The organism is Pseudosulfitobacter pseudonitzschiae, from assembly GCF_002222635.1.
In the GTDB taxonomy this organism is placed as follows: Bacteria; Pseudomonadota; Alphaproteobacteria; order Rhodobacterales; family Rhodobacteraceae; genus Pseudosulfitobacter; species Pseudosulfitobacter pseudonitzschiae_A.
In genome coordinates this window covers 183,963-209,222 of the sequence record NZ_CP022419.1, presented here as the reverse complement: position 1 = coordinate 209,222, position 25,260 = coordinate 183,963, and the positions used below count along the sequence as shown (strand labels likewise).

The following is a 25,260-nucleotide window of genomic DNA, read 5'->3' as shown; positions in this document are numbered from 1 at the left end:
CGCCGCAATAGAATGGAGCGCGGGCCGGACCAGAAAAGCACTCTCAACAGAATTCGGCTCAATCTAAAATCCGTGCGCACCTGTGCAACTCTGGCATCTGGAAGGCCAATTCCGAATCTGCTTTCCCCACTGATCACGCTTTTCTGCGCCGACCACTCCGATTGTGAGAAGGCATCTACACGGACCGAGCGATTGCTTCCGGACCCAACGGCTCCTCATCCGAGCCGGTTTCACCCCAAACGCGAACAGGTCTCTGATGATTCCGCTACCGCAAGAGATTGGATCAGACTCTTCAGTCAAGGATACTGGCACATCAGCGCTTAGGCGCTGACCAGGCTCTTGGCTGCGCCCGAAGCCGCAAAATCAGCGTCTCCGCCCATTCGGGATACGATCCTTTGCGCTACCTAAAGGAACTCACAATTAGAAAGATGATCCATCAACGGAGCAATTTGGACCATCACCTCTTCACTCTCGCGGACCACCGGCATGCGAAGCAGCCCCCCTGCCCTATTCCGATACGACCATCTAAATCATACGAGTTACTTACCCCAGCTTCGCGAGCCGGGGACAACAGCAACCCAAATCAACGATAAATTCGTCCGCGGAAAAGTGGAGAAACCAGCCAAATACGCTCAAAGTTTACAGCTGTAAACTGATCCACTACGCTGCACCATATAGCGGATGACGGCACATTAGACACTAAATAGGCAAAAAAGCATTGACTTAAGGCTGTGAATCGCAGCTTTTATCCCCAAGTGGCGCGAAAAAAGCCATATTGAGCAATTTGGGGCAACCACATGATTCCCGTGACACCAATCGTTACCAACCGACCGTCGGAGCTGGCAACCGATATTTCAGAGCGCCTCACCACGGCGATCCGCGAACATTTGTTGTCGGCCTTCGCGCCCGACAACACGAAATCCCTACGCCTATTCAGCGCGCCTGAGGCCGCCGAACTCTTGGGTGTATCGGGTCAATTCATGCGCAAAGTACACGGTGAAGGCACCCTGCCCGAGCCTCAAGAGATCCGCGCTGGACGTCGCTACTATACCGCACGCGACATCTGGAATGCCCGCCAGATCCTCGAACAAACCTCTCGCAAAAAGGGTCGTTATCTTCCCGGCCGGAGGGATGGAGATAAGCTACAAGTCTGGCAGTTGATGAACTTCAAGGGCGGCTCGAGTAAGAGTACCACGACAATCCATTTGGCCCATTTTCTCGCACTGCAAGGCTATAAGGTCTTGGCTGTTGATCTAGACCCCCAAGGCTCACTGACATCCATGTGCGGAATCAGCCCAGAGATCGAATTTGACGGACTAACTGTCTATGATGCCATTAGGTACGACGATCCCGTGCCCTTTGCCGACACAATCGTCGAAACCTATTTTCCAGGGCTGTCTCTCGCCCCTTCCCGCCTGCTCCTGTCAGAGTTTGAAACGGAATCAGCAGTAAACTCGAGCCCTGATCAGCCGTTTTTCACACGAATAAGAAGTGCGCTCGCTCAAGTCGAAGACCAGTATGATGTCGTCTTAATGGACAGCCCGCCTCAGCTTGGCTTCCTGACGATTTCCGGCATGGCGGCAGCGACCTCTTTGATTGTACCCCTCACGCCATCCATGCTCGACGTCTCCTCAACCGCACAGTTCTTGGAACTGGCGGGTGCTTATATGGGCGTCATCGAAGAAGCAGGCGCGGAATTGCAATACGATCACTTTAAGTTCCTGATCACACGCGATGAGCCGACAGACGTCCCATCACAACAGCTCACGTCCTTTATGCGCGCGCTCTTTCAAGATCGCGTCATGGGCGCGACCGCCCTCAAAAGCACTGCGATCAGCGACGCTACCATGCTCAAACAATCGATCTACGAGGTCGTGAAATCAGAAATGACGCGCGCAACCTATGATCGCGCGAAAAACTCAATGGATGCTGTCGGCAAAGAGGTTGAAGCAATGATCCACCAATCATGGGGGCGTAACTAATGGCCCGTAAATCCCTTCAAGGTCTCTCCGGCATCGCCAAGACGATTGCAGATTCTGGTCCACGCACCTCTGAGCGCAAACCAAATACCAGCGCTCCGGCACTTGGTGCTCTCCAAGGCTCTCTATCCGCCATCCGCGAGATTGATCCAAAGCTGATTGATGAATGGGGTCCGAAAGACCGTCTTGACGGGTTTACAGCTGTAAACTCGGATGAAGAGGGGGACGGGTTCGAAGCCCTCAAGACCAGCATCGAAGAGGGAGGCCAACAGGTGCCCATCCTTGTGCGCCGCTCGAGTAGCGACGGACGATATGAGATCATTTATGGCCGCCGCCGCCTCAAGGCTTGTCGTGAATTGGGACTGAAGGTTCGCGCCAATGTCGAAGACCTTGATGACGCTTCAGCCTTACTTGCCAAGGGCCTCGAGAATGCTGCACGCCGCAATCTGTCGTTTTATGAAAAAGCGCGCTTCGCAGCCGTTATTCAGGTTGCGGGGCATAACACCAAGACGGTGCGGCAAGTCTTGAGCCTTTCAGCCCCTGGGCTATCCCACCTCACCAAAGTCACCGAGAATGTTCCAGACGATGTCGGCGACGCCATTGGCGCTGCCCAAAAGTCAGGCCGTCCGAAGTGGACGGCGCTTGCAGACGCCTTCATCGCGAAGAAGGTTACCGCAAGCGCCGCATTTTCAATTCTCTCGAAACTGGATTCTGATCTCTCATCAGATGATCGCCTGGAGCGGCTCTTGGCAGAGATCGCCCGACGCGGTGCACGCCCAAAAGAGGGCAGGGCGGTCACGCCCGCACCAGGCGTTACGATCAAATCTAGCAATTCTTCCGTCACCCTTGCCGTTAAAAAGACTGGCAAGGATGCCGCCTTCGGGGCATGGCTCGACCGCCATCTCGAAGACATCATCACCAAATCCTATAAGGAGTTTACAGCTGTAAACTCGCAGGATGACACCCGAGGCCAAAGCAGAAAGGAGGACGGCGAATAGAAAACCCCCGAAGCCGGAGCTTCGAGGGCTGCAGCGCGTAAGCGCCGTTAGACTAGACACCTAAACGGTAGCAGTCCCCGAATCATCGAACAAGAAAAAACGCTTCCGAGCGCATGGGAATTTTTTGTCTGCCGACAAAATCATGAAAACAATGACAGGACTGGCTCCAAATGGAGCCCACTCGCCAGTATATTCAGCGGGGCAGCGAGATATTGCCCCGTCAAAGTGGACACTCTTGCAGGTCATAGAAGACATTCGAGAGCCCTTGGGGCTCAAGGGGACATCGATTTCCCTCCTGCGTGCCATGATCTCCTTCATCAAGGGCGATCATATTTCTGCCGCACAAGATGACGGGCATATCTGCTTTGCATCCAACGTTGCCTTGGCAAGGCGGACACATGTTAGTGTTCAAACCGTAGAACGGCACATCACCAAACTCGTCTCTCTTGGCCTCCTGTCGCGCCGCTCCAGCGCCAACGGTAAAAGATGGGCTCGACGGGACACAAGTGGCCGTATAGTGCTCGCCACAGGACTTTCTTTGATGCCGCTATCAGCGCGATATTCTGAATTTGTTCAAATAAATCAAACGCATAAAGAACGCGATGCTAATCTATCAATCTTACGAGACAAGTGTGCAATCGCGCTGGCAAGCCTCAAGAGGTATCTCCCGGCCCGCCCAGATCTTGAAGCCTTCTTCAACACTGCTCGAAACCTCCTGCGCAGGCGTTCGCCCGAAGAAGCTCTAACGGCCTTGTTGAAGAATATTACCACTCACATTGAAGAAGTTACTCCTGATCAGACAGACAATTTGAGGGACACAGCCCCAAAAAATGAGGGGCACAAAGAACCTCATTTGAATCAGTCAGTTAAAGAAGAAGATTCATTTAGGATTGAAGTTGGTCCAGACGAAATGGAACGCGCCTACCCTAGACTCTGCGCTGAACTGAGAACAGCACGTAGCCAAACAGATTGTGAACGTCGAATGAGCGATATCGCAAACCATCTCGACTTAGGTAACCTTTGGTTCGACATTAAAAAACTTGGTCCAGCAAAAACATTTATGACCCTAGGTTACTTATTAGAGCGCATAGAAAGCATTAAGAAACCTCGTGGCTATGCATTCCACTTACTGCAAGGACTTACCAATGGGACTTTGGCCTGGGACACATTGCTCCAGCCCATGAGAAGAAAAAAGAGTCTGTAGGGGCCGTTAGACACTGTTTTGGTTAGTAGTGCTGCCGAAAAGTGAAAGTTTCCTTCTTGTTTTAGGACCGTCTGATGGACCCTTGTGGGGTGTTCCTGACGGGTCTGGACCGGATTCCGGTCTGTCTGTCCTGACAAGGAACCTCGCATGCAAACAGAAGTATTGCGCATCCTGCGCGCAGAGGCACGGTCGTGGTGGCGACATCGAGAGCTAAGAAGAACTGGTGACCTTGATGCGGCGCATCGGCTGGAACGCCAAACAATCAGCCGCGATATTGGCTGCCTGCGGGCGGCGATCAACAACCCCAATGCCTATGTCAGCTGCGGCGGGGGAGGGACCATCCTTCACCTCGGCCTGACAACAGTCTCGCTTTACGCCCCCGTTGAACGCTTCCCACTCGCCGACTTGGCTGTCCGGCTTGGAACGCCTCTGATCGACTGCCGCACCGTTCGCGACATCATCGCCTTCGCAAACCTGCCAAAAGTCACAATGGATGGCACGGTTGATCCAGAACCTTGGAAGTCCTCCAGCCGGATACCGCTTCTAACATATCTGGATCTTGTCGAACGCCTTGGCGCTCGTATCGTCAATGACCCGCGCATCAATCACGCGACCTAACCTAACTCCCCCAATCAAGTTCAACATCGAAAGGAGGCCAGCCATGGCCCGTTCCCGCACGTCTAAATTCGACGCATCAGAAGCCATCACCAATGAACTCATCCGCATCATAGAACGCGGGGTTCTTCCTTGGCGCAAACCTTGGACCGCTGGCGGCAGTGCGCGTCCGTTGCGCCACAACTCTGAACCCTATCAGGGCGTTAACAACTTCCTGCTCACCATGCGCACGTTGATGGCCGGATATACCTCTCCGTTCTGGATGACTGTGCCGCAGGCGAATACTCTCGGAGCAAAGATCCGGAAAGGCGAACGATCGTCTGTCGTTGTTTATTATGGCCAGAGTCGAACGCAGTCGGACGATGAGCAAGACACCAATGATGGCGATACCGAAGAAGCCCGCGTCTTTCGTTTCCAGAAGTCATATCGCGTGTTCAACGCAGACCAGATTGAAGGCTTGCCGGACGCTTTTTACCCGGATGCCTGTTCGGTCCCCGATCATGCGCCATCTGCGCCATCTGCGCCAATCCCGCATATGCAGGCGTTCTTTGATGCCATCGATATTACGACGGTCTTTGGTGGAACCGAGGCACGCTACAATCCGCCGGTCGACAAGGTGTTCATGCCAAGCATCGAGCGCTTCAAGGACCCGCTGAACTTTTACGGGGTTTGGGCGCACGAGCTTGCTCATGCCACCAAGGCGCCGCATCGCTTGAACCGAGACTACGGTCTCAGCCGATTTGGTAACACAGCCTATTCCCGCGAAGAGATCGTGGCCGAGTTGACGTCCTGCTTTCTGGGGCAGGAGCTTGGGTTCACTGCGCATACGCTAGAGCTGAACGCGTCGTACTTGTATCACTGGCTGCGTGTGCTGCGCTCGGACAAGACCGCTATCTTCAAACATGCGGCCGATGCCCAGAAGGCCTGCGATTATCTGATCGCGAGGTCGGAAGCGGGCAGGGTAGGGGCCACCGATCAGGCCGCTTGAGAAGTTTGGCTCGGTCGCAGGCGGCGGTTCTCAAAGAGTGAAAGCAAGCTTTTGGTTTTGTGTTTTCAATTTCCTCGAAAGGACAGACCCATGACCACATCCCAAGCCTCGACAACAGATCGCCCCGACATCACTGTGATTGCCGCGCACAACGATGCCTTCCGCAAATTCGCGTGTCTTGGAACGCCTCCAAACATCGCCATTCCCGGTCGTATGCATGTCACGCGCTCGTTGATGGAAGCGGAAGACGGGTTCATGGACGAAGCAGTGAAGGCGATCGGTGAGTTTGAGGTCTTTGAGCCCGAGAATGATCCTGACGGATGCCACGACTTCGGGGCCGTGGATATTCGGGGGCAAAAGGTCTTTTGGAAAATCGATCTTTATGAAGCGGATAGCGATTTCCGGTATGGTGCTGAGACTCCTGACAACCCTGCAACCACCATGCGCGTGCTCACCATTATGATGGCATCCGACTGGTAGGGCAGGGGGCCCAACCTCACAAACGATGCACAATCTGAAGGCCCGCTGACCCCTCCAAAGGGAAAGATGCCGTAATGGGGCTTTCGGCGAATCGGACAGGTTTCGCTTGTTTGTCAGTATGATCTGAAGTGCCGTTGCCCTTGATGCGCCTGCAGCGCGTCTACGAGGTCGTATGTTTCCATGCGCCTCAATTCCTAAGAATAGAAGGGCAACGACATGAATGTATTTATCGGATTGGATGTATCTCTGGCAAGCACGGCGATTTGTGTGCTGGGGCCACAGGGGAGAATTGTTGAAGAATTACAGGCGGAGAGCGAGCCTGAGGCATTGGTACGTGCAATAGCGTCATTGTCATATTCGATCGATGCGATCGGGCTCGAAGCCGGACCTTTGTCCCAATGGCTGAGCAAGGGAATGGAAGAAGCTGGCTTTGACGTGGTCATGATGGAAACACGATTAGTGAAGGCAGCCTTGAAAGCCATGCCGATCAAGACCGACAGGCGCGATGCCCAGGGCATTGCGCGCTTGCTTCAAATGGGATGGTACAGGCCCGTGCACCGCAAATCTGTGTCCTCCCAGGAAATCCGCGCGTTGCTGACGGCGCGCAAGTCAGTTCAGCAGGCCATCATCAACCTTGAGCTTTCGATGCGGGGTGTTCTGCGAAACTTCGGTCTGAAGCTCGGGCATGTCACCCGGATCAGGTACGAGGCCCGGGTGAGGGAACTGGTTGAGCAAAATGAAATCCTGTCCGCGTCGACTGAGGCTCTTCTGCGCGCGCGTTCCCAGTTGCGCGCCGAGTTGGCTGACTTGGATGCCAAAATCGCGGGTCTGACAAAACACGACGATGTTTGCCGTTTGATGATGACGATGCCGGGTGTCGGTCCGATCGTCGCCCTGACAGTCAAATCCGCGATCGATGATCCGACCCGCTTTGCGCGGTCGAAGGATGTCGGACCGTGGGCGGGACTTACGCCGAGGCGCACGCAATCCGGAGAGATGGACATCGTTGGACAAATCACGCGAGCTGGTGATCGCGGGCTCCGAACCGCGTTGTATCAGGCAGCGATGATCCTGATGCACCGTGGTGCCCCGAACTGGCTGCAATCTTGGGCACTTAAAGTAGCGCACAGGCGTGGAGCGAAGAGGGCCATGATTGCACTTGCTCGACGCATTGGCGTCGTCTTGCACCGCATGTGGATAGACGGCACGCCGTTCCGCTACACGCAGAACTCCGGCGCGACTGCATGAGCGGGAAGCTTCAAGGACAATTCAGAGCGGAGGGTTGAGCTGCGCCTCATGACAGGTACGTCGAGGTCCCTTGCCGGGACGAGGTTCCTGGAGATGCCGAAGGCCCGCAAGTTATCAGCAGATGCTGAATACGCGGGAAAGATGGGCACCCAGGACCAGATTTGGACCAGGCATAGAGTGGCAGCTATGAGGCTGACTACGGACGGAAGAACGAAGCCCGGGTAGGGGATGTCCCTCAGTCCTGATGTGCGGTTGCAGTGAAAAAGGAAAAGTAAGCTTTTGAATTTGTGTCTTAAACTTGGTGAGGAATGAGAACTTCGCCGGGATTTTTGACTTGCCCGAAACCCTTGACAGAGGCCCGCCCCATTACGGAAGCGGGCCTTTTTTCATGTGATCCTCAAACCAGGGGATTGGTCAGGCCGTTCCGAATGTTGGAGCGGCGCAACATTTCAAAAGGACATCACATGACACATGCTCTCAAATCCATCTCGGTCGCCATTGGTGATCTCACGTCGCATCCTGCCAACGTGCGCAGCAACTCGCCTGAAACTTACGAGACAGAGGCTATCGCTCACCTCACGGCCAGCATCGGCGTCCTGGGCATCATACAGCCGCTGCTTGTGCAAAAGATCGATGGCAAGTTCGGCGTGTTGGCAGGAGGTCGACGTCACGCCGCCTTGAACGAACTGGTCGCTGACAAGACCGCCAAGGGCTTCACCAACAAAACCAAGATCGAATGTCGCTTGGTGCCGGACAACTGCGATGTGACCACGGCCCTATCGTTGGCCGAGAACATCACCCAAGCCCCGATGAACGCCATCGACGAGTTTGAGGCATTTGCGCGTATGATGGAAGTCGATGGGCAGTCACCTGAGACGATTGCCAAGACGTTCGGCACCACAGTCGCCGCTGTCAAAGGTCGCCTACGCTATGGCCTCATACATCCCGACATCCGCGCGGCAGCCCGCGCCAAGGACATCACGCTCGATACCATGAAGGCTTTTGCGGATCATCCCAGCCAGGCCGTGCAGCTTGAGGTGTACGAGGCTCTAACAAGCGATGACAGCTATGTGCAGGCCTATACAGTGCGTCAGGCGCTCAAAACCCGCGGTGTGCAGGTGAGCGACGATATCGGGGCTTTCGTGCGCGAGGACTATGAGGCGCGGGGTGGTCCCATCGCTGCCGATCTCCTCGAGGAGCATTCGGTATTGGAAGATACAGCACTGGTCGAGGCCATCATGGTCGAAAAACTCACCGCCGCCGCCGAAGAGGCACGGGTCCAAATGGGGTTTGCGTGGGCCGAGGCGTTGGTGCGCTACGACTATGGAGCGATGGCAGACTATGGCCGCGTCTATCCCGGTCCGGTCGAGCCTGACGCCGCTGGTCAAAAGCGCGTGGATGAGATCACCGAGGAGCTCGAGAAACTCCAACTCGACATGGAGGACGAGACCCTCGAAACGCATGCCTACAACGCCATCTACGACCGCGTGGATGCGCTCGAAGAAGAGGCGCGGGATCTGCAGGAGGCCTATAGTGCCGAAGACCTTGCGCGTGCTGGCGTCATCGCATCCTGGTCGAACGGCAAGATTACCCTGCATGTCGGTTTGGTGCGGCCAGAGGACAAGCCTGAGGCGACATCACAGGCAGCAAGCGCTGCTGGCCCATCCACCGACGTAGACGGACAGGGCGCAGATGCAATCGTCTACCCAGCATCGCTGACCCAAGACCTCAAGACAGAGCGGGCAATGGCCCTCGGAGCGGCGATGACGCTGCATCCGGAAGCCACGCTTGATCTGACATTGTTTAAGCTGGTCACGGACGTGCTTGGCGGCATGAGCGTAACCCACGCTGTCAAGGTCGAGGCCCGCAAAGAATACCGCAGCCACGCCAAGATGGACGAGATCGATAGCACATCACTGGAACAGGTGGCCGAGGCGCATGACGCACTCGATCTGTCCTGGGCGGATGAGGCGAAGTCTCCGGCAGATCAGTTTGCATCGTTCCGTGCCCTTGAGGCGGGCGAGAAGGCCAAACTGGTCGCCTATGCCACGGCCAGCACCACGCAAACCTGTTTTGCCCGCAGCGCTCAGGGCGACAGCCTAATGCATGACTTCGAGATCGAGGTGATGCCTGACATTCGCGCGCATTGGACGCCAAACGCGGCGCTGTTCAACCGGTTCAAAAAGGCATGGCTGCTTAAAATCCTTGGTGAAGAGCTCGGCCTTGCGCAGGAGGCGGTGACGCTTGCCTCCATGAGCAAGAAGGAGATCGTCGCCTTTTGCGACAAGCTCTTTGCCGAGCCCTTTGCGACCCTCACGGAGGCGCAGCTCCGGGCGGTTGCGGCCTGGTGCCCGCCGATGATGCAAACGACCGGTGGCGTCAGCTCGGCTGTCGATGCGGAAGAAAGCGCCGCTCAAACCGAGACGGTTCAAGCGAAAGCCGCCTGATCCAATGAGGTGACCCGTGCTTGGAAACAATCAGACGCGGGTCATCCGACTCCCCAACAACTCCCAGAAACATGCGGCTCAGACCGCCGTTTATGAAAGACATCCCCATGGCTATTCTCAAATTCTCCGCGTCCGCTGTTGCGGCGCAAATCACGCATGCGCGTTCCTGTTCAACCTTCCTGCCGAATTGGAACGGGCCGGTCGACAAGCCCGCCCTGATCCTCATCGTTGGGAACGGCGTGCACCTTCGCTCCAACGGTATCGATGGTTCTACCACCCGTATTGTCACCACCGAACAGTCTGATCCCAGCTTTGCCTTTGCGAACGGCGTTGATCCGTTTCGGGACAGGGATTGGATGGCACAGCGTCAAATTGCGTTCCGCGATCTGACCGGGCAGTTCTACACAGACATCCTTGACGATGTGCAGACACTAATCGATCGCGGGCAGGGGGCCATTCGACTGGCCACCGATGGGCATTCTATCCGTGTCTTCGTCCGTCGCGCCTCAGACTTCCTGATTGGTGGCACCTATGAGGTTCCGTCAGGCTTGGGTGGCACATTCCGAGTGGTCCTCAAGGACGCCTGCGACACCTTTGCCATCGTTCAGAATTACGGCAACTGCGAGGACTTCGATGCGATGCAGCCCTACCGCGTGCCTCTCGATGCTCTCATTGAGCTCGAAGACCGTAGGGCGGCATAGTGGGCTGGTTGTTTTACACCGACCGGCGGGTTCAGACCTACGCCGATGAGAAAGCAGAGATCACGCGTCTCTGCACCTTCGAGACAGATACGCGCCGCACGACACTGGTCAAAGCCAGTAAGGTTGGCTCGACGTGGTATGCGGCAGCAAAAGTTGAGAGCCTTTATGCGGCGCCTTTGGAGGATCGAACATATGTGATCGACAAAGATGGGTCGTTCACCTTTGGTGCAGTGTTCCTGACGCGCATTGACGACGGGTGTTGGGGCTACAAGGACATGGAGGAAAGCGCTGGCCCCTGTGAATCCCGCGCGCCGCTGAGCATTCTCAATCTGTTGTCCGAGTTGAAAGACCCCGACAGCTATGCCCACGCCTGGCGGCAACGGTGTCGGGACTGGGCTGCGATCCCTGATTACGCTGAGGGCGACAAGATCAAGCTGGTCGCCCCTGTGACACTCAGCGATGGTAGTACCTGCCAGATCGTTACAGCAACTCATTACAGACGTGGAAGTCAGAAACGGCGGTGCTACCGCATCGAGGAAACCGGCAGCCTTGTGCGGCTCTCAAAGGCGTCACTGGCGGGATCGAAGCTCATCAGTCGCGAAATAGCTGAGAGCAGTGCAGTGTTGGCAGAGTTTTTTGCGGGGCAGGGGGCTTAGAGTGAAACTCTCTACCGCCTTGATTTCGTATCTCATTTGAGATACAATAACAACCAAAGGAGATTCATATGCCCGCTCAAACATCCATGATCCATGTCCGTGTTGACGATCAGCTAAAAGCGCAGGCCTCGGATGCGCTCTCGGGTGTCGGCCTGACGCTCTCGGATGCCGTACGCATCCTCTTGACGCGCGTGGCCGCAGAGGGCGGATTGCCAGCGGGACTGACCGCGGATCCAGACGCTTATGACGCATGGTTCCGTTCCAAAGTGCAGGAAGCATTGGACGACCCAAAGCCGACAACACCGCATGCTCAGGTAATGCAAGACGCTCAGGCACTGATTGATAAGAAGCGCCGTGCCTGATCTCGAATGGAAGGCCACGGCCATCGCTGATCTGCTGGCGATTATCGACTACATCTCTGACGACAATCCAGATGCGGCCCAAGCTCTCAAGGACGAAATCGAGGCCAAGACGTCACGATTGCCAGAGCACCCCCAGATGTACCGCGTGGGACGTGTTGACGGCACCCGTGAAATGGTCGTGCGTCCAAATTACATCGTGATTTATGCTGACGACCCAAGTGCCATAATGATCTTGCGGGTGCTGCACGCAGCTCAGCAGTGGCCGTAGGTAGGCCTGTTTCAAAGCCACTCAGATAAGTGAAAGCCCTCTCGGCACTCACAAAGTGCAAAGGGGGCTTTTTGTCCTGTGAACCTCAACCCGGATCACAAAGGACAGACATCATGGCCCATCCCAACCAAAAGCACTCAAATCAAATCCCATCTAACGCTCAGCTTAAATCAGCCCTGTCGCTGATCGCCGTCGAGATCGCGCGCGATGCTCTGCGCAGCTCCGCTCTCTCAAAGATCATGCGCGACACCTTTGGCTGCAGCGATGCCAGCGGTGCATGGAGCTGGCGCATGGCCTACGACATGATGCAGGCTGCTGCAGTGCAAGTGATTTGCACGGACGCGGGCGCATCAGACCCTCTTGGGGCCGCAAAGAACTTTGCAATGCGGCTCTTGACCGAAACCCGCCGTTCCGAGCAACAGATCCGCCTGCAACAGTTCTCGACCCCGCTGCCTTACGCTGCCCTCGCCGTACGCGCGGCGGCGATCCGGACAGGTGAGACTGTGCTGGAACCCTCCGCGGGAACCGGTTCGCTGGCGGGGCTCATGAAGCGGGCAGGGGCTAAGCTCATGCTCAACGAAGTTGATCCGTTTCGCAAGCGGTTGCTCGATGTGGTGTTCAACGCGCAGGCGACGGGACATGACGCCGAACATATCGATGATCTGCTGACGTCAACAACCGCCCCCAGCGTTATCGTGATGAACCCGCCGTTTGCATCCTCGGTCGATCGCTCCCGCGACAAGCACATTGCGGCCAAACATCTTATCGGGGCCGCGAAACGGTTGGCACCCGGTGGACGTCTTGTTGCGATCATGCCGATGGGCTTCACCCCCGAGCGCGACGCAGCACATTGGGCCCGCGCGATGAGTCTTTTAGCTCCGCGGTTGGCCCTGACCATCCCCGGCCATGTCTATCGCAAGCTTGGCACCAGCGTGGATACGCAATTGATGGTCTTTGATAAGGTCGATAATGACGTCGAGTTGATCCGCACCTCCGTTGATGATCTGGATGCAGCGGTCAACATCGTGGACGGGGTCGCCAGGGCGCGCCCGATTGTAGCGCCGGTGACGGCCGCACGCTCATTGCATGTCGGGCGCCCTCTGACGCGATCTGCGCCTGACAAGGCGCGCAAGCCTATCGCATCAAACGCCAAAACACCTAAACACGCAGCAACACCGCTATCGTTCACCACGTTTGTGACACCGCGCGAAAACACCCCCATTTCCGAGATCTACGCCCGCTACCGCCCGCAGCGGATCGACATTGCGGGTGCACAGGAACACCCAACGCCGCTGGTTGAAAGCATTGCCATGGCCTCGGTCGCGCCGCCTTTGCCGTCCTTGCACGCCGCCGAGGGGCTGCGCTTGCCGAACCGCCTGATCGCAGAGGGTCATCTCTCAGAGGCCCAGCTGGAAACCATCATCATGGCCAACGATGCCCATGCGCGGGACTTGCCCGGCAAGTTCACTATCGATGAGGATCAGACCAAGATGCTGCGCAGTGATGAGGATGCGGAGGCACGTGCCTACCGCTTGGGATATTTCCTTGGAGACGGCACTGGCTGCGGCAAGGGCCGCGAGTGCGCTGGCCTTATTCTGGTCAATTGGCTCTCTGGGCGGCGCAAGGCCGTTTGGGTGTCAAAATCCGCAACGCTGATTGAGGACGCCGTGCGCGACTGGACCGATCTCGGCGGTTCGCCCGCAGATATCCAGCCACTCTCGAAATGGAAGCCCGACCAGCCTGTCACCATGGGCGACGGCATCTTGTTCGTGACTTACGCAACGCTGCGCTCCGCCGGCAAATGCGGTACGACACGCCTGAACCAGCTGCTCGATTGGATGGGAGACGACTTCGATGGTGTGCTCGCTTTTGACGAGGCCCACGCGATGCAAAATGCGGCTGGATCGGAGCAGGGCAGGGGGGCAAAGCCGTCCCAACAGGGTCTTGCGGGTCTGCGTTTGCAATTGGCCACTCCGCGCGCTCGCGTCTTCTATGTCTCCGCGACGGGGGCCACATCGGTCCAAAACCTCGCCTATGCCTCCCGGCTCGGGCTTTGGGGCCAGGGGCCAGAATATCCGTTCCCGAGCCGCGAGAGCTTTGTCTCAGCGATGGAAGCGGGTGGTGTTGCGGCTATGGAAGTTGTCGCACGCGATCTCAAAACACTCGGGTTTTATACGGCGCGGGCGCTGAGCTTTGACGGGGTTGAATACGATGTGCTGGAACACGCACTGACGCCTGCCCAAACGGAGATCTATGATGCCTATGCGGGCGCCTTCCGCACCATCCACCATAACTTGGAGGCCGCACTGACCGCGACAGGCGTCAATGATGCCTCGGGAGAGACAAATGCGTCTGCTGCAAAAGCCTCCGCCAAGTCGCGGTTCGAGAGCACAAAGCAGCGCTTCTTCAATCATCTGCTGATGGGCATGAAAGCCCCGTCGATCGTCAGCGCCATTCAGCAGGACCTATCCGATGGCTTTGCCTGCGTTATCCAGGTGGTCTCAACGGGCGAAAGCCTTTTGAAGCGCCGATTGGAGGTGATGGACCCCGATGATGAACTGGTCGGGGGGGCATTGACGGCGCGCGACTACGTGCTCGGCTATCTCGAACAGGCCTTTCCGATCCACACCCAGAAGCTGGTCGAGATTGACGGCAATGTCGTCGCAGAACCGCTGCGGGATGAAACAGGGTCCTTGGTCGTCTCTCGCGAAGCCTTAGCATTGCGGGACGAGGCGATGATGGATTTGATGGCGCTGGCCCCGATCCCCGCGGCATTGGATCAAATCCTCTGGGCGTTCGGGGATGAGGCCGTGGCAGAAGTCACAGGCCGGTCCATCCGCCCGCTCAAATCCAGCGACGGCGCGCTCTTCATCGAAAAGCGCAGCTCCAGCAGCAATTCATCCGAGACGCAGGCGTTTATGGATGGGGAGAAAAACATCCTGATCTTCTCGGATGCGGGTGGCACCGGGCGATCCTATCATGCGGCGCAAACGGCCAAAAACCAGAAGCGGCGTCGCCATTATCTGCTGGAGCCCGGCTGGCGCGCGGATGCAGCCATTCAAGGTCTTGGGCGCACGCATCGCTCGGCGCAGGTCAGCGCGCCGTTCTTCCGTGTCTGCACCTCGGACGTTCATGGCGAAAAACGCTTCACCTCAACAATCAGCAAACGGCTTGACCAACTTGGGGCGCTCACCAAAGGCCAACGTGAGACAGGCTCGCAAGGCATGTTCCGCGAAGAGGACAATCTTGAAAGCCCTATCGCGCGATCCGCGCTGCGCGGATATTACGCCGATCTTGCCGCGGGGCGAGCTGAGGCGATGGGTTATGAGACCTTTACCGATTGGACGGCTTTGAGGCTAATCGACAAGGATGGCGTGCTGCTGGAAGAACTGCCGCCCATCCAGCGGTTCCTCAACCGGGTGCTGGCGTTACCGATCCATATGCAGAACGCACTCTTTGCTGAGTTTATGCAGCGCATCGCGGACCAAACTGAACGTGCAAGGGACGCAGGTACGCTCGATCTCGGGGTGGAAACGCTGCGGGGCGAGACAATCAAACAGGTTTCGGCGGAAGATCTCTGGACCTGCCCGCAATCTGGCGCGGTGACACGTATCATCGGATTGGAGGTGACAGATCCTGTTCACATTGCGCGCGCCGATGATACACTCGGCAACAACTTTGACAAAGTCCCGATGGTCAATCGGGCCTCTGGGCGGGTAGGGCTCATCTCAAAACGCCCGATGCAGATGTATGATGAAGACATCGTCACTCTCATGCGCAAGGTCGTCAGACCATCTGGCAAATCCTACCTGGAGGAGGGCAAGCTCAAAACCTCGGCCTGGGAGGCGGTTGATCAATCAGAGTTCATCCGGCTCTGGGACGATGAGGCCGACAGCTTGCCCAAAACCACCAGGACAAAACTCTACCTGCTCACGGGTCTCCTGCTGCCGATCTGGAAGACCATCCCCACAAGCAACGAGCGTATCTATCGGGTCACGCCCGAGGGCTGTGCGAGCATGATCGGACGCACACTTAGTGAAGAGGGGGCCGCAGCCCTTCGGGCGCGGTTCATGACGGGGACTCCTGAAACACCGGGGGAGATGCTGACAGCTGTTCTTGGCACGACAGCACCAGTCGATCTGGGGCGCGGCTTGACGCTCACGCGCCGCCGCGTTGCTGGCGATGTGCGCCTGGAGATCAATGGGGCGGATAAGGGCACGATTGAGTGTCTCAAAGCTCTCGGATGTTTCACGGAAATCATCGCTTTCCAGCTGCGGGTTTTTGTCCCGCACGGTGAAGGGGTCGATACGGAAACGATCTTGACCCGCATCGTTGGCGATGAGCATGCGCGTATCCGCGACGCAGCCTGACCCAAAGTGTTGACTGTAATCACAATTCTTCAAACGCACCAAAGCAAGCACCGGCCCAAAGAGGCGGGTGCGCGGCAGGCATTACTCAATCTAGATGGAAAGACACATGAACATCGCAGAAATCAAAACAGCTGCGGACGCAGGGAAGTCCGTTCACTGGTCAAACGAGGGATATGTGGTCCGCAAGGATACACTGGGCCAGTATCTCATCGTCTTTGAGCACAACGGCAGTGCCATTGGTCTGACCGACCAAAGCGGTTGCCGGCTGAATGGTCAGGAAGAGGAGTTCTTCCTTTCCGATCGTGATGTCTGAAACATCCCAACAGACCATTGGGCAAAGAATGGGTCGCGCTGGTGTTGTGGCGACGTGCGTCCATTTAGGGCTCTGCACCGTCTGAGGGGCCGGGAGAAAGTTGAAAGCAGGCTTTCTGTTTTGTGACTCCATGAGGGGTCGAAAAGCAATCTCGGATGGTCTGGCAAGATGTCGGGCCCCGATAACCCAAGAAGGATAAGACCCATGTTCGCAGGAACCCTTACCAAAACCGCCGACACCGCAGCCGCAGTCTTCACCGGCACAATCCACAACACCAAGTTCGACATCGCGATCCAGCTGGAGACGCGCCCGAAGATGTCCGAGCGCAGCCCGGACTTCGACGTTACCGCCGTCAACAAATCTGGTCGCAAGGTGCGTATCGGCACGGCTTGGAACGAGACAGGCCATACCAGTGGTAATCCCTACATTTCGATGCAGATCGATGTTGGACTTGGCCCGTTCCGCGTTAATGCGGTGCAAACGCAGGAAGCCCGCAAAGCCAAGAGTGAAGACTTCGAGATCATCCCGTTGGTCTCAAACGGCACGATGAAATCCGGCTCAATCTCCGGCGAACTGACGGCAATGGATGCTGACAACGCATTTGCGGGTTACATCGCCAACATGATGTTCGATCTGGATTTCATGCTGATTGAGAATGACTACAAGACGGAAGAGACGCACCCAGATTACCGCATCGAAGTGAGCTCGCCAAAAGGCAAAGCGATCCGCGTCGGTTCTGCTTGGATGGCGAAAAGCACCCGGACCGGCAACGATTATCTGTCGCTGCTGATCAACACGCCTGATGGTGATCTGCGCGTCAATGCCGTGCAGAACGAAGAGCAACGGGGTGGCCAGACGTTCTCGATCATTCCGTTTGTGCAGAGCGGGGATGAGCAGCCGGACGCAAGCAGTGGATTGTCACTGGTTGCCTGATCAGATCGTGACCATCGACAGACAGTGCAGGGGAGCTGCGGCAACGCGGTTCCCCTTTTTTGTGTGAGTGTGCTTGAAAGACACCCGTGCCTAACCCGGTGCTTTGATTGGCACCCACAACACCATCGCTTGTGATCTCCGGACTTGTCGAAGAACCCCATTATGCTACAAGGATATACTATCGTAGCGTGGTTTTTGAGAGGGCGGATGGCTAGAAAACCGAAAATGGACCGGGTTTGGTTCGAAAACTTTGACCTCGAAGCGGAAATCACTGCGCTGATCACGCGCATTGAGACATGTACCAAGTTTGAGCTACCAGACAAAAAGCGGGATATGGTGTTTTCTTATGCGGCGTCGAAGTTGGGTCAAACGAAAGAGGCCTACGCCGACGCGAAAAATAAGGGCAAACCGGTTTCCACGTCCCGTCGCGACTTCTTAGAAACGATTCAGGATACGATCTTCTTGGCGATTCCGGCAGAGAATGTCGCGTTGATGCCGTTGAGCGAATATGTCCTGAACGATCCATCCTATTATCAGGACGCGATGTGTCGCGCGGCATCCCTCACCGAGGACGAGCTCTTTATGGCCCTCTCTCCCATACTCAAAGATATGACGGTGCAGGATGCCCGCGACTTTGTATCGAAGCTTTGGCATGACGGGATCGACGGCAATGCCAGAAAGTATGCGGAAGCACTGAAGCGTCCGGAGCGTGAGCGCGTTCCATTGCGGCTGGGTCGAATTGTCTAAGCTGCCGACGTTGTCTGGCCAACAGCGGACATTCATTAAATCTGCGGCAAATGACTGCTCGGAGCCCTCTTTACCGATTTTCTGCATTGCCGCGAATGTCCGCAATCGGAAAACTGAAAGTAGCAGTTGCAATTTCCGACTTCGAGTGAACCTAGGTTAAAGGTTATGAAATGTGCCGAATGAACCGAACACCTGAGGAGCGGCTTAAATCTTGATAAGGGAAACAAGGAAATCGTGCCCCGAAATTCCAGCCCAAAGCGGAGCAATAGACTAAATTCTGAGAGCGTTTCTCGATCGGTAGGTAGAGCGGTCAATTAGGTTAACAGAAATACCTTGAATGACTGACACGCTGCCAGAGCAAGGTTTTCAATTGGAATTCATGGAATAGCTACAAAGCTTGAACTGACGAGGTCTGCGATGCGGCCTTTGCATGTATTTGCAAAGGCCGCCTTTCGAAGTATTTAGAAGAAGCCCAACTTATTGGGGCTATAACTCACCAACAAGTTCTTGGTTTGCTGGTAGTGGTCCAGCATCATCTTGTGGTTTTCACGGCCAATGCCCGATTGCTTATAGCCGCCAAACGCTGCGTGGGCTGGATAGGCGTGATAGTTGTTCACCCACACGCGGCCAGCCTCGATGGCACGCCCAAAGCGGTAGCAGGTGTTCATGTCACGCGACCAAACGCCAGCGCCGAGGCCATACATCGTGTCGTTCGCGATTTCCAAAGCTTCGGCTTCATCCTTGAACGTCGTTACCGACACGACGGGCCCAAAAATTTCCTCTTGGAAAACCCGCATCTTGTTGTGACCCTTGAGGATCGTCGGTTGGATGTAGTTCCCGCCTGACAGTTCACCGTTGAACCGCGCTGAACCACCACCAGCCAGCACTTCGGCGCCTTCTTCGCGACCGATCGTGAAATAGCCCATGATCTTGTCGTGTTGGGCCTTGCTGACTTGTGCACCGACCATGGTCTCGGGGTCGCGAGGGTCGCCGTGCTTGATCGCAGCGACGCGTTTGATGCAGCGCGCGATGAACTCTTCGTAGATGTCCTCTTGGATCAGCGCACGTGAAGGGCAGGTGCAGACTTCGCCTTGGTTGAAGGCGAACAGAACGAAGCCTTCGACGGCCTTGTCCAAGAACGCATCATCCTTTGCCATCACGTCAGAAAAGAAGATGTTTGGCGACTTGCCACCCAGTTCAAGCGTGACGGGGATCAGGTTCTTGGTCGCCGCTTCCATGATTTTGCGTCCCGTGACGGTGGACCCAGTGAAGGCGATTTTTGCAATGCGCGAGGAACTGGCAAGTGCTGCGCCGACTTCTCCGCCAAAGCCGTTGACGATATTTAATGTGCCGGCTGGCAACAAATCGTTGATTAGTTCTGCAAAGACCATGATCGCGGCAGGCGTTTGTTCGGCTGGTTTCATTACGACGCAGTTGCCCGCAGCCAAAGCAGGGGCCAGTTTCCATGCCGCCATCAGCAAAGAAAAGTTCCAAGGAATGATCTGGCCGACAACGCCCAAGGGCTCGTGGTAGTGATAGGCGACGGTGTCGTTGTCGATCTCGCTCATGTTGCCTTCTTGCGCGCGCAAAACACCTGCAAAATAGCGGAAGTGGTCGGCGCAAAGTGGCACGTCTGCGTTCATCGTTTCGCGGATCGGCTTGCCGTTGTCCCATGTTTCGGCAGTGGCCAAGAGTTCTAGGTTCTCTTCGATCCGGTCCGCAATTTTAAGCAAAATATTCGCGCGATGCGTGGCAGATGTTTTGCCCCAAGCGTCTTTGGCAGCGTGGGCTGCATCAAGTGCGAGCTCAATATCCGCCGCGTCAGAGCGGGCGCATTCGTTGATCAAGCCACCGGTAATGGGCGTCACGTTTTCGAAGTATTTGCCATTGACGGGTGGCACAAACGCGCCGCCGATATAGTTGTCGTAGCGCAGCTTAAACGGCGACACATATGTGCCTGCCTCGGTGTGGGTCATATCGTTCATTTGAAATCCTCCATTGTTATCCGGCTTCTCCTCCCGGATTACAAAGAGTGTGACTTGCGTCGTGCGCCACGTCTTGTGGCAGGAAGGTGTCGCGGGATTAAAGGTGTCTCACCAATGAGACAGTTTCCCCTAACTATCTTCAAGTCCAAGCCGCTTCATCCGCCGATAAAGCGTCGCACGACCGATCCCAAGCTGGCGCGCGGCCTGCGATACGTTGTTTCCGGCCCGTGCCAACGCACGAATCACAGCGGCCTTTTCGGCCTTCTCAAATCCTGTAGGGCCATCTTCACGTCCCAGTATGTCTGTTGCAGGGCGCGCGACTAAATCACCCGTCCGTTGCAGCCCAAAGACACGGCGGGCCTCGCGGGTGGCCCCTATCACCAAATCACTTTCGTCAATGGCAAGTAGCGTTGAGGCCTCAGCGTCGTCGCTCTCGGCCACAATGATCCGCGCGGATGAAAAGGCGGCCCTGAAATTCGCGGCTTCAATCGCGCGTGCGGTTTGGGCCACTTGGGCCGCGATCAGGCGATTGAAGGCCTCCGTTTGATCTGCACGCGCGGATGATAAATCAAGCGCCGCCACAAGTTGACCGTTGCTGCCGTAGATCGGCGCGTCGATGCAACTCATGCCTGTGTTGCGCGTATAGAAATGCTCGTCTTGATGAATGATTACATGACGTTGCTCGGTCAGACAGGTCCCAATGCCGTTCGTGCCTTCTTTCTCTTCACTCCAGTCGGCACCGGTTGTGAGGCCCCAACCTTCAAATGCCATAGCGTCAGCATCAGAGAGACGTTGATCTAGGATGATGCCATCTGTATCGGTCAGGAAAACCGCGCAACCCGATTGCCCGACCAGAGAGAAAAGCGCGTCCAAACGCGGGCTCGCGACGGTCATGAATTTTTCGAGCGTCTCCATCCTGAATTGCAGACTTTTTTGCTCTATTCGGTCAGGTGCCCGATGCTCATCAGGGTCCAGTCCATGCTTAATGACAGAACGGTGCCAACTCGCAGCAACCCGCGACTTTGCCGCAGCCGATGTCGACTGCGTTGCCTCCATCACAATATCAGCATGCGATGCCTTTGGTGTCATTTTGCTCTCCCTACAGCATCATTAAGACGCGCTGGTCTCGGTTTGTCGACTACTGTCCTAACCTTCACTGCCAGTGGGGCTCATTGCGCCAAGAAATTTTGACGCCCTCCTTTTTCAAATTCTTGGGCTGTTCTGTCGTTGGGATGAAGTCCTGCCGATTGAAATGGTTCCCCGAAGTGGGGACTTTAAATGGACCAAAAGGGAAAGTGACTTTCGACTCGGAGGCCCAGTTCCCACCCGAGGTGCTTTCTCTAAATATGCCCCCATTAAATGCGGCCATTGATCTTCGCGGAGTTAAAGTCAGCTTCGTCCGCGCTGTTGACCTTTAGCGATAGAATTTCAAAGTCCGCTCCGACGTGCTCGCCAATCAACTGAACCCCTGACGCAATACCTAACGGCCTCACCTGCTCGGCTTCGCGTGTCACAGGTGAGAACGGCCCTGCGGTCCGTCGCGCATGCGGCCATGCGGCCTTACCGCGATGTCGCACTGTGGGTCCCGGTTTGCCCGTCTCGCGAGCACGGCGGGTCTCGGCCACGCCTGCGGTCTTCGCTCTGGTCTGTTTTGCCGAGGCAAAACGATCCCGCCGCTGCACCCGCCTGCGTGTCCCACTCCCACCGCTTGCCTGCTCGCGTCGGGCAAACCTTGCGTCAAAACACACACACATGAGTATGGAAGCATATCCTCCGGATGGCCCCCAAATCAGCCCGCCTCAAGGATCGCAAAACTTTTCGGCGAGAGTTGGCTGTGTGGGGGGGTCAGTCGCGCGCGTGAGGGTGCGCTTGTTGTGAGCAGCGGCGCTTGGAAAACTTTTGCGCCCAGCAAGCTGGCGGCTACGCCGTCCCTGACCCGAACAGATTCGGTGAACCAGAAATCGGCCATGCCCCCACACTCACGTGGTGGTCATCAAACTCAAACATTGGAGATGAACCCATGGCCTACGATCAAGCGACAACATACGAGACAATCGAACTCTTCGGCCTGACGGAGAAAGATGCACACCTGCCAATCCCGCAGGACGATATCCTGAAAGACAGCATCATCCGCGAAGCCTTCGAGACCCTGCTCGGGCAATTGCGGAATACCGGACTTGAAGGAGAGATCGAACCTCTCGCGCACGGGTTGGCGACAATCCTGCAGCGCCGCAAGGTTGCCCTCGGTAAGGAAGTCGACCGCACAGCCGATAAGATCGGCGCATTGGCAAAATGCCACGATGGATCAGAGATCGCAGAGACCGCACTGGAAGAGGCGCAAGCGCGCTTCGTGCAATTGCGCGAGATCGTGGATGCCATCGAGACGATGGGGGAGGCCGCTGCAGAGTGCTACGAGGTAGAGACAGGAAATGCCTTCATCCCGGCAGCGGGATCGCGCGCCAGCGTTCGGGCGCAAGAGACGGGAGCCGTCTTCGAGGCCAAGCAGCTTCTGGAGCAGCATGATCGGGAAACTGCCGCCAAGTCGAAAGTCGAAGGTGTGCCGCTGATCGTCTCTGGTGCAACCGATTGGACAGATATCGATGTCATCTTCCAGACACTCGATAAGGTGCGCGACCGCATTAAGCAAAACCGCAATCAAGATATCTTCCTCTGCCACAAAGGCGGCAAGCATGGGGCGGAAATGATCGCGGCCCGGTGGGCACGTGCGCGGGGTATCAATCAAGCGCGCTTTGATCCGCGCTGGTCCGCACACGGACGCGCGGCACCCTTCAAGTGCAACGATGAGATGCTGGACGATAAGTTCGCCGCTACGGGAGTTGTCCTCTTTGGAGGCAACGGGGTCGCACTGAACCTCGGCCAGAAAGCCGAAGCGAAGGGTCTGACGGTGATGCGAGTCGCGGATCCAGCGAAGGAGAAGGCAGAAGCATAAGTCAGAGAGGGTCACCTTCGGGTGGCCCTTCCTTCGTTCTCAAAAGCATGGGTCCAAGTTCAGATTCACGTTGATGGTCTGCAGCAAGGGTTCATTTAGGTCATGACGGTGGATGTGCGATTTTCCCGTTTTGCGATTAGCTTGACCTTATCTCAATGTAATCCCTGTCTATTGTGTCCGCGCCACAAATGACTTTTGTTGGACAGCATATCATGCGCGCAGGTTTTTCAGTCGATGCCCTTTTCTCCAGACCGCACCAAAGAGATTCAATCGCGCATTGATGCGCGTTTGCAGTCTGGGCAGGCGAACGATTGGGAGGTGTCGTTTCTCACGAACATGGCCGCGCGGTTTCAGCAGTACGGAACCGAAACACGTCTGAGTAAGGCCCAATATGCCAGCCTGCATAAAGCCCTGAAGTTGGAACGTGAGCCATCATCGCGGACCTCATCTCAGGCCAACGAACGCCCTCCGCGTCCGGCTCCGAAGCGCAGCACCAAATCTTACCAACCAAAAACCCGACCGATGTCTGTAACCCGTGCAATCACTGCACCGCGGCGGGCGGTCCGTAGGGCTCAGCGACAAATCATGGTGCCGCTCGTTATTGCGGTGGCGTTCTTCGCGCTGATTGGATCTTTGTCCGATACAACATCATCGCGATCCACATCCTACAGCCCACTAGCGACGTCCGCACCGCAAACGACGAGCGGAACTTACGTCTATGTGACGGGGACACGGGTCAATCAACGGGACGGGCCGTCCACGTCTGATCGGGTCATGGGCGTTCTGGTTGAAGGCACACAGGTTCAACTGCTTCGTGACCAAGGACAATGGGCGCAAATTAGGTCTGACTTGGGAACCGGCTGGATGTCCTCCAGCTTCTTGTCTCTCAATGGGCCGGCCGTGGCGCAACCTACAGCACAGGATCGGACCCTCCGTTCAAGCGATGTGCGGATCATCGACGGTGATACCGTCGATATTCGCGGGCTGCCGGCGAACGTACGCCTTGTCGGATTCAATGCTCCTGAGACGTGGCGGCCTTCCTGCGCTGCAGAGCGTCAGGTCGGGGAACGCGCAACGGCGCGTTTGAGCCAACTGGTGCGGAATGCGGTATCGATAGAATTTGAACGCGTGGCATGTTCGTGCAGGCCCGGAACCGAAGGTACTGACCGTTGTAACTTTGGACGCCTATGTGGATCGCTGTTCGTAGACGGTCAGGATGTTGGACGCACTCTAGTTGGGGAAGGACTGGCCGTGCCATACCGGTGCGGCCGGACCAGCTGTCCTCCGCGTCCTCAAGCTTGGTGCGGATAACATCACAACCATCTCAACACCGAGAAATTGATCTTCGCCCGAGGCTGAACAACCGCCCTGCCTTTCGATGCGCGCGACAGACCAAACCTCAACACGTTGCATCAGAGCGCACCCGACTTTCACCTCCATCGAGATCAACGAGAACCGTGGCGACTGCGATGTGGGGGCAAACATTTTGGTCTCTTCTTTTTGCTCATTGATGTGGATCGCATGGGGTCGGACCGGCCGTTCCCTACGCTGCGCTCCGGCAAGCACAAATACGGCTTCCACGCCTGTGGCGCGGACCCTCCGCATTTGCGCTTGCGACCGGTCCTGATGCCCCGTGCTTTTTGATCCTCATCGCAAAAAGGAGAGACTAAAATGACCAACCACTACGTCGCAACAGTTCCCGTCAAATACACCGATGGCGAAGGCCAGGAGCGCACCCGCTTCCAACGCGTCGGCGCCATGTTTCGCAACACCCGCAACGGGGATGGCTCGGAGTTCTTCAGCCTCAAGCTCGACTTCCCCGTCGGCGTCCAAGAGCTGGTGATGTTCCCACCAAGCTCAAAGGAACCCCAAGAGTAAATCCTCCCCGAGGATGGGTCGCCGTTAGGCGGCCCTATCTCTGTTCCAGAGATCGCTGTGCGGTCCGTTGAGACCTCTGCCATAGGCCGCGGTCACGGTTCCGGGTGACAGGACTGCAATGCAGTCCTGATGGTTCCT

21 protein-coding genes are annotated in these 25,260 nt (G+C 56.5%); 19 read left to right on the top strand and 2 right to left on the bottom strand.

Annotation, left to right across the window (positions count from 1 at the left end):
- Window positions 1-797 precede the first annotated feature (797 nt).
- From repA to SULPSESMR1_RS23120, 16 genes are all read left to right on the top strand, one after another.
- On the top strand, window positions 798-1,982 hold the full coding sequence (gene repA / locus SULPSESMR1_RS23195; RefSeq protein ID WP_089423428.1) for a plasmid partitioning protein RepA: 1,185 nt from the start codon (window positions 798-800) through the stop codon (window positions 1,980-1,982).
- On the top strand, window positions 1,982-2,977 hold the full coding sequence (gene repB / locus SULPSESMR1_RS23190) for a plasmid partitioning protein RepB (RefSeq protein ID WP_089423427.1): 996 nt from the start codon (window positions 1,982-1,984) through the stop codon (window positions 2,975-2,977). Before repA ends, repB begins: the two co-directional genes overlap by 1 nt.
- 124 nt (window positions 2,978-3,101) lie before the next feature.
- The gene (locus tag SULPSESMR1_RS23185; RefSeq protein WP_240311210.1) at window positions 3,102-4,181 is read left to right on the top strand and encodes a helix-turn-helix domain-containing protein; all 1,080 of its coding nucleotides are present in this window, start codon (window positions 3,102-3,104) and stop codon (window positions 4,179-4,181) included.
- Between the two features lie 147 nt (window positions 4,182-4,328).
- The gene (locus tag SULPSESMR1_RS23180; protein WP_089423426.1) at window positions 4,329-4,799 is read left to right on the top strand and encodes a hypothetical protein; all 471 of its coding nucleotides are present in this window, start codon (window positions 4,329-4,331) and stop codon (window positions 4,797-4,799) included.
- A gap of 43 nt (window positions 4,800-4,842) precedes the next feature.
- Window positions 4,843-5,784 (top strand): ArdC family protein, encoded by a 942-nt coding sequence (locus SULPSESMR1_RS23175; RefSeq protein ID WP_089423425.1) that lies wholly within the window; start codon window positions 4,843-4,845, stop codon window positions 5,782-5,784.
- 90 nt (window positions 5,785-5,874) lie between these two features.
- Window positions 5,875-6,264, top strand: coding sequence for a DUF3768 domain-containing protein (locus tag SULPSESMR1_RS23170; protein WP_089423424.1), 390 nt, complete (start codon window positions 5,875-5,877; stop codon window positions 6,262-6,264).
- Window positions 6,265-6,480: 216 nt separating this feature from the next.
- Window positions 6,481-7,512 carry an IS110 family transposase gene (locus SULPSESMR1_RS23165; protein WP_047997789.1) on the top strand — a complete coding sequence of 344 codons (1,032 nt, stop codon included), beginning with the start codon at window positions 6,481-6,483 and terminating at the stop codon, window positions 7,510-7,512.
- A gap of 464 nt (window positions 7,513-7,976) precedes the next feature.
- Window positions 7,977-9,959: a ParB/RepB/Spo0J family partition protein gene (locus SULPSESMR1_RS23160; protein WP_089423423.1), complete on the top strand. Its 1,983-nt coding sequence runs from the start codon at window positions 7,977-7,979 to the stop codon at window positions 9,957-9,959.
- A 107-nt stretch (window positions 9,960-10,066) separates the two neighbouring features.
- Complete coding sequence (locus SULPSESMR1_RS23155; RefSeq protein WP_089423422.1) at window positions 10,067-10,660, top strand: regulator; 594 nt, start codon at window positions 10,067-10,069, stop codon at window positions 10,658-10,660.
- Complete coding sequence (locus SULPSESMR1_RS23150; protein ID WP_089423421.1) at window positions 10,660-11,316, top strand: DUF6927 domain-containing protein; 657 nt, start codon at window positions 10,660-10,662, stop codon at window positions 11,314-11,316. Before SULPSESMR1_RS23155 ends, SULPSESMR1_RS23150 begins: the two co-directional genes overlap by 1 nt.
- A 68-nt stretch (window positions 11,317-11,384) precedes the next feature.
- Window positions 11,385-11,678, top strand: a complete 294-nt coding sequence (locus SULPSESMR1_RS23145) for a type II toxin-antitoxin system RelB/DinJ family antitoxin (RefSeq protein WP_089423420.1) — start codon at window positions 11,385-11,387, stop codon at window positions 11,676-11,678.
- Window positions 11,671-11,946, top strand: coding sequence for a type II toxin-antitoxin system RelE/ParE family toxin (locus SULPSESMR1_RS23140; protein WP_089423419.1), 276 nt, complete (start codon window positions 11,671-11,673; stop codon window positions 11,944-11,946). Before SULPSESMR1_RS23145 ends, SULPSESMR1_RS23140 begins: the two co-directional genes overlap by 8 nt.
- 113 nt (window positions 11,947-12,059) lie before the next feature.
- On the top strand, window positions 12,060-16,316 hold the full coding sequence (locus tag SULPSESMR1_RS23135; protein ID WP_089423418.1) for a strawberry notch family protein: 4,257 nt from the start codon (window positions 12,060-12,062) through the stop codon (window positions 16,314-16,316).
- A 106-nt stretch (window positions 16,317-16,422) separates the two neighbouring features.
- Window positions 16,423-16,629, top strand: coding sequence for a hypothetical protein (locus SULPSESMR1_RS23130; protein WP_198362926.1), 207 nt, complete (start codon window positions 16,423-16,425; stop codon window positions 16,627-16,629).
- Between the two features lie 204 nt (window positions 16,630-16,833).
- Window positions 16,834-17,562 (top strand): DUF736 family protein, encoded by a 729-nt coding sequence (locus tag SULPSESMR1_RS23125; protein WP_089423417.1) that lies wholly within the window; start codon window positions 16,834-16,836, stop codon window positions 17,560-17,562.
- 225 nt (window positions 17,563-17,787) lie between these two features.
- Entirely contained in the window at window positions 17,788-18,309 is a 522-nt protein-coding gene (locus tag SULPSESMR1_RS23120) for a hypothetical protein (protein WP_250161496.1), read from the top strand.
- Window positions 18,310-18,770: 461 nt separating this feature from the next.
- On the opposite strand, the gene adh is transcribed toward SULPSESMR1_RS23120, so the two are convergent.
- Together adh and SULPSESMR1_RS23110 are read right to left on the bottom strand one after the other, a co-directional pair.
- Window positions 18,771-20,294, bottom strand: coding sequence for an aldehyde dehydrogenase (adh, locus tag SULPSESMR1_RS23115; RefSeq protein ID WP_054540808.1), 1,524 nt, complete (start codon window positions 20,292-20,294; stop codon window positions 18,771-18,773).
- Window positions 20,295-20,423: 129 nt separating this feature from the next.
- On the bottom strand, window positions 20,424-21,383 hold the full coding sequence (locus tag SULPSESMR1_RS23110; protein WP_089423416.1) for a GAF domain-containing protein: 960 nt from the start codon (window positions 21,381-21,383) through the stop codon (window positions 20,424-20,426).
- A 931-nt stretch (window positions 21,384-22,314) separates the two neighbouring features.
- Here SULPSESMR1_RS23110 and SULPSESMR1_RS23105 point away from each other — a divergent pair.
- The 3 genes from SULPSESMR1_RS23105 (at window position 22,315) to SULPSESMR1_RS23095 (ending at window position 25,122) form a co-directional block, all read left to right on the top strand.
- On the top strand, window positions 22,315-23,244 hold the full coding sequence (locus SULPSESMR1_RS23105) for a DUF2493 domain-containing protein (RefSeq protein WP_089423415.1): 930 nt from the start codon (window positions 22,315-22,317) through the stop codon (window positions 23,242-23,244).
- Window positions 23,245-23,478: 234 nt separating this feature from the next.
- Complete coding sequence (locus SULPSESMR1_RS25905) at window positions 23,479-24,555, top strand: SH3 domain-containing protein (protein WP_089423414.1); 1,077 nt, start codon at window positions 23,479-23,481, stop codon at window positions 24,553-24,555.
- 360 nt (window positions 24,556-24,915) lie between these two features.
- The gene (locus SULPSESMR1_RS23095; RefSeq protein ID WP_089423413.1) at window positions 24,916-25,122 is read left to right on the top strand and encodes a hypothetical protein; all 207 of its coding nucleotides are present in this window, start codon (window positions 24,916-24,918) and stop codon (window positions 25,120-25,122) included.
- Window positions 25,123-25,260: the final 138 nt, after the last annotated feature.

What these genes read in the sequence shown, in the direction of transcription:
- SULPSESMR1_RS23105 (WP_089423415.1), top strand. Translation starts at nt 22,315, where the DNA reads ATGGCCTACGATCAAGCGACAACATACGAGACAATCGAACTCTTCGGC.
- SULPSESMR1_RS23160 (WP_089423423.1), top strand. Translation starts at nt 7,977, where the DNA reads ATGACACATGCTCTCAAATCCATCTCGGTCGCCATTGGTGATCTCACG.
- SULPSESMR1_RS23170 (WP_089423424.1), top strand. Translation starts at nt 5,875, where the DNA reads ATGACCACATCCCAAGCCTCGACAACAGATCGCCCCGACATCACTGTG.
- SULPSESMR1_RS23165 (WP_047997789.1), top strand. Translation starts at nt 6,481, where the DNA reads ATGAATGTATTTATCGGATTGGATGTATCTCTGGCAAGCACGGCGATT.
- SULPSESMR1_RS23125 (WP_089423417.1), top strand. Translation starts at nt 16,834, where the DNA reads ATGTTCGCAGGAACCCTTACCAAAACCGCCGACACCGCAGCCGCAGTC.
- repB (WP_089423427.1), top strand. Translation starts at nt 1,982, where the DNA reads ATGGCCCGTAAATCCCTTCAAGGTCTCTCCGGCATCGCCAAGACGATT.
- SULPSESMR1_RS23110 (WP_089423416.1), bottom strand. Translation starts at nt 21,383, where the DNA reads ATGACACCAAAGGCATCGCATGCTGATATTGTGATGGAGGCAACGCAG.
- SULPSESMR1_RS23095 (WP_089423413.1), top strand. Translation starts at nt 24,916, where the DNA reads ATGACCAACCACTACGTCGCAACAGTTCCCGTCAAATACACCGATGGC.
- adh (WP_054540808.1), bottom strand. Translation starts at nt 20,294, where the DNA reads ATGAACGATATGACCCACACCGAGGCAGGCACATATGTGTCGCCGTTT.
- SULPSESMR1_RS23155 (WP_089423422.1), top strand. Translation starts at nt 10,067, where the DNA reads ATGGCTATTCTCAAATTCTCCGCGTCCGCTGTTGCGGCGCAAATCACG.
- repA (WP_089423428.1), top strand. Translation starts at nt 798, where the DNA reads ATGATTCCCGTGACACCAATCGTTACCAACCGACCGTCGGAGCTGGCA.
- SULPSESMR1_RS23130 (WP_198362926.1), top strand. Translation starts at nt 16,423, where the DNA reads ATGAACATCGCAGAAATCAAAACAGCTGCGGACGCAGGGAAGTCCGTT.
- SULPSESMR1_RS25905 (WP_089423414.1), top strand. Translation starts at nt 23,479, where the DNA reads ATGCCCTTTTCTCCAGACCGCACCAAAGAGATTCAATCGCGCATTGAT.
- SULPSESMR1_RS23145 (WP_089423420.1), top strand. Translation starts at nt 11,385, where the DNA reads ATGCCCGCTCAAACATCCATGATCCATGTCCGTGTTGACGATCAGCTA.
- SULPSESMR1_RS23180 (WP_089423426.1), top strand. Translation starts at nt 4,329, where the DNA reads ATGCAAACAGAAGTATTGCGCATCCTGCGCGCAGAGGCACGGTCGTGG.
- SULPSESMR1_RS23135 (WP_089423418.1), top strand. Translation starts at nt 12,060, where the DNA reads ATGGCCCATCCCAACCAAAAGCACTCAAATCAAATCCCATCTAACGCT.
- SULPSESMR1_RS23175 (WP_089423425.1), top strand. Translation starts at nt 4,843, where the DNA reads ATGGCCCGTTCCCGCACGTCTAAATTCGACGCATCAGAAGCCATCACC.
- SULPSESMR1_RS23120 (WP_250161496.1), top strand. Translation starts at nt 17,788, where the DNA reads ATGGACCGGGTTTGGTTCGAAAACTTTGACCTCGAAGCGGAAATCACT.